We start from the raw sequence: 3,699 nt of genomic DNA, 5'->3' as shown, positions 1-3,699 counted from the left end.
CCGATACTGAGATATTCGCGGCTTTGCGCCAGTGGAAAGACATTTATTAGGACTGCTAATAAATCTCGCTGGTCGCCCAGTGAGTAAATACATGTTTTGCAAAATCATACTGTTATAGCTTATTCATCGCATTTTTCTATAAATTTAGCAACCGCTTGAAGGGTTGACACCCCTGTTTGGCCTGCCTAGCATCCTTGCAAATGCGACGGGGCAACCATCGTTCAATAATAATAAGTTGCACCCCCCTCTTCCTCTGCGGCTGTCTAGCGGTGCCGCAGGTAGAGGACCAGGCGCAGTCTCTCCCACCGCGTACCGCGAACCCCGGCGTATTCGATTCGGCCTACCGCTCGGGGCACCTCGACGAATTACGCGCTCGCCTTAGTGCACGCCTTGCGCAAGCGCCCCTCTCCCACGAACCGTACGATGATCTTTGGGAACGGATCCGGGGGGGATTCACGCTAGTCCAACCGGCCCCGCCATCGAAAGAGTCTTGGCCGGGGCTGCGGCAGCCCTACCTCGACCAGTTGGCCGAGCGGGCACGTCCTTACCTGCATCACATCGTTGTAGAAGTGGAACGGCGCGCTATGCCGACCGAAATCGTGCTGTTACCGATCATTGAGAGCGCCTATCGTCCAGAAGCGTATTCGCCCAGCCACGCCTCAGGCATCTGGCAGCTGATTCCGGGAACGGGAAAGCGCTTTGGTCTTAGACAGAGCGCGTGGTACGACGGACGGCGCGATGTCCTCGCTTCCACCAGCGCGGCGCTTGACTATCTTGAGAACCTCCATGACCTCTTCAAGGGGGACTGGCTGCATGCATTAGCGGCGTACAACTGTGGAGAAAAAACCGTTCAGACGGCCATCCACCGCAATCGCCGCGCGGGCCGCTCGACGAGTTATTGGGCGCTCGACTTGCCGGCGGAAACGAAAAAGTTCGTGCCTAAGCTCTTAGCGATGTCGAGCATCGTCGCCGCGCCCGCGGTGTATAACGTCAGCCTCAAACCAATCGCGAATAAACCTTACGTTTCCGAAGTCGAAATCGGCGCGCCCATCCGTCTCGCCCGGGCGGCGGCGCTGGCGCAAATGAGCGTGGCCGAATTGCGGCGGCTGAATCCGGGCGTGATCAAGGACACGACCGGCCCGACAGGACCGCATCGATTAGCATTGCCGGTGAAAAACGCGGATATCTTGAAGCGCAAGATCGCCCGCTCGGTGAGACCCCCTCTCGCGGTGGCCAGCGCGCCTAACTTCCTACCCGCCGTTCTTGCCGTGAAGCTGCGGCGCGCGGGCCTGCGTCACACGATCCGGGCGGGAGACTCGCTGTCGCTAATCGCGCATCAATACCGCGTCAGCGTCCTCCAGCTCCTGCGATGGAATCGGATAAACCAACGAAAGGTGTTACTTCCGGGGACGGTTTTGTTGATTTATCCGCATCGAAGCTCGGCTTAAGCCGCTTGCGGCCGAGGCATCCATTGCGTTTACGGCCGCAAGGTGGCGGCGAGTAGATTTAGTATCGCCGCCAAATAAACCACCGCGCTCGGAGCTTGTGAAGAAATCGTCGCGAGCAAGTCTCCCCGCGAGGCGCACGGCGCACAGGACCGTTTCGCCCGGAGCCAAACGTCCGGGCTCTACAAACCACTCTTGCGTCGTTCCTTGGTTTCTTGCAATTCCCCTTGCGGCGGGTTTAGGGTAGTCGCACGCCGGTGAATCGATGAACGGCCGGAGGCGTGCATGCGCAGCCGTTGGACGAACCGTTCGAGGCTCACGTAAAAGGTCGGCGTTATGTAAACCCTAACGTTGCATAAATTTCGCTTGGCTGAGGAACTCAGGCGGCTTGCAGTGCGTCGAGGTAATGCAACAACTCCTCTTGGACCGCCGGATTGGCGGACATACTGAGGGTGAGTTGCCCCTGAGGTCGAATGAGGCGGCCGGCGCGTTGGATGATCCTGCGGCGAAACGTGTCCAGGCGTTCGAAGGCCCAGAAGGCCGGGCGTTTCTCCAGGGTCGCGCGCGAGGGAGGATGCGCAATCATCTGTAGCTCGCGACCGAGGTTATGGGCGAGGAGCACCGAAAGCAAGTAGATCTGATTCCCAACCCAGGTGCGGGTGGGGACATAGCCGAGCGCGTTGTCGGATTTGAGCTCGGCGAAGATCCCCTCCTGGCTGCCCCGGCCGTTGTGGAAGACGAGCGTCTTGCGGGCACCCAAGCGCTTGTTGGTCAGGATGACCTTGAACTCATAGCCGTAGTCATGCGGGACGAAGAGGTCGAGCTGGATAGGCTCTTGGTGTTGTTGTTTGACGCGAGTCCGAAGGAAGAGGAAGCGGTGGGGCGTCTTCCAGGCCTTGGGTTTCCATTTGGCCTCGAAGTAGTCCCACTGTGCTGCGCCCGGCCACCAGAAGCGCCGTGCCTCGATACGCGCTTTGAGATCAGTAAAGCGCTCGAAGGGAACGCTCACCGTATACTCCACGCCCGCGCCGTCGAGGCTGCTGACGATCTCATCACTGAAAAGGCGCTGTCCATGCGGATCTCGATAGAGACCCCGGGCAGGGCTGCCCGCACGACAGCGATACAGGCGAGAATGAAGTCCTTGGCCCCATGGGAATCATGGACGTTGCCGGAACGATGCAGCACGTCGAGCACCTGACCGGTCTGGGCGACCGTGCAGAAGAGAGGATAATAGCTGCGCTGCCCCTTCTTCTTGCGGTTAAACCCTACTGCCGTGCCCTCGGCCCCTTTGCCTGTGCCGATCACCGAGCCATCGAAGTCGAGCGTCACGCGCGCGAGCCCAAGGACCACAAGCCGTGTCACGACCCCCTCCCGCACGAGTCCCTGCAGGCGCTTCACACTCTCTGCGTCCGCCCTCGCCAATCCCCGAGAGAGCGTGGCGACATCCGGCAGACGGCGCAGGCCGAGCGTCCGCAGGACCAAGGGGTCATCCGAATAGTAGCGCATATCGCCCAACCGCCGGTATCCCAGCATGAGGTGCAGCACCAAACACAGTACCAGGGTCGTATGTCCGAAGATCGGGCTGACGGTGAGATGGCCAAAGCAGCGGCGCAGCCTTTCCTTGAGCCCCAGATGAGCGAACAGCGCTTGGAGGAGGACGAGGCCCGAGAACGAGGTCAGTTGGCTGTCTTCAAAACGCAGGGCGGGCAGGCCATGGGTCTTGCAGTGGACTTCGGCTTTGCTATACTTCATGGGAAGCGGTCTCCTTCGGGTATGCGGTTGTTTGCGGAAACACATCATACCGCGAAGTGCAGACCGCTTCCTAGCCTTTTCTGATCATGAGATCAGGTATTTTGCTTAAAGGCTGGACATCACCGCTGGTGATGTCCAGCGCAACGCTACAAACTCTCTGCAACCCTGACTTCTACGCCCTTTCGTGACGATCCGCGTGGATATTTATGCAACTGGAGGGTTATGGCAGAGCCTGTTGAGCCGAATTTGGATGGTGAGCCTGGGCAGCCACAGATGCGGCCGCACACGAGTTTGGATACGGCGGCGGCGCGGAACCTGGCGACGACGACCAAGTCCGTCCCGCAGATGCAGGAGATCACCTCGCGGTGGTTGCTGCGCATGTTGCCGTGGGTGGAGGTGTCGGGTGGGACGTACCGGGTGAACCGGCGGCTGAGCTATGCGGTGGGCGATGGGCGGGTGACCTTCACCACCACCGGGGCCGAGGTGCGGGTCATCCCCCAGG

The 3,699-nt window shown here is 60.0% G+C and carries 2 protein-coding genes and 1 pseudogene; 2 read left to right on the top strand and 1 reads right to left on the bottom strand.

Annotation, left to right across the window (positions count from 1 at the left end; translation table 11 throughout):
* Window positions 1-524: 524 nt before the first annotated feature.
* Window positions 525-1,448, top strand: coding sequence for a transglycosylase SLT domain-containing protein (locus tag M3461_03100; GenBank protein MDQ3773417.1), 924 nt, complete (start codon window positions 525-527; stop codon window positions 1,446-1,448).
* Between the two features lie 376 nt (window positions 1,449-1,824).
* On the opposite strand, the pseudogene M3461_03095 reads toward M3461_03100, so the two are convergent.
* Window positions 1,825-3,197 (bottom strand): annotated as a pseudogene (locus M3461_03095) (IS1380 family transposase).
* A gap of 273 nt (window positions 3,198-3,470) precedes the next feature.
* On the opposite strand from M3461_03095, the gene M3461_03090 reads away from it, so the two are divergent.
* A partial coding sequence (locus M3461_03090; GenBank protein MDQ3773416.1) for a Crp/Fnr family transcriptional regulator occupies window positions 3,471-3,699 on the top strand: 229 nt, incomplete at its 3' end.

It is taken from the genome of Pseudomonadota bacterium, assembly GCA_030860485.1.
Taxonomy (GTDB): domain Bacteria; phylum Pseudomonadota; class Gammaproteobacteria; order JACCXJ01; family JACCXJ01; genus JACCXJ01.
This window is presented reverse-complemented; position numbering and strand designations above follow the sequence as displayed.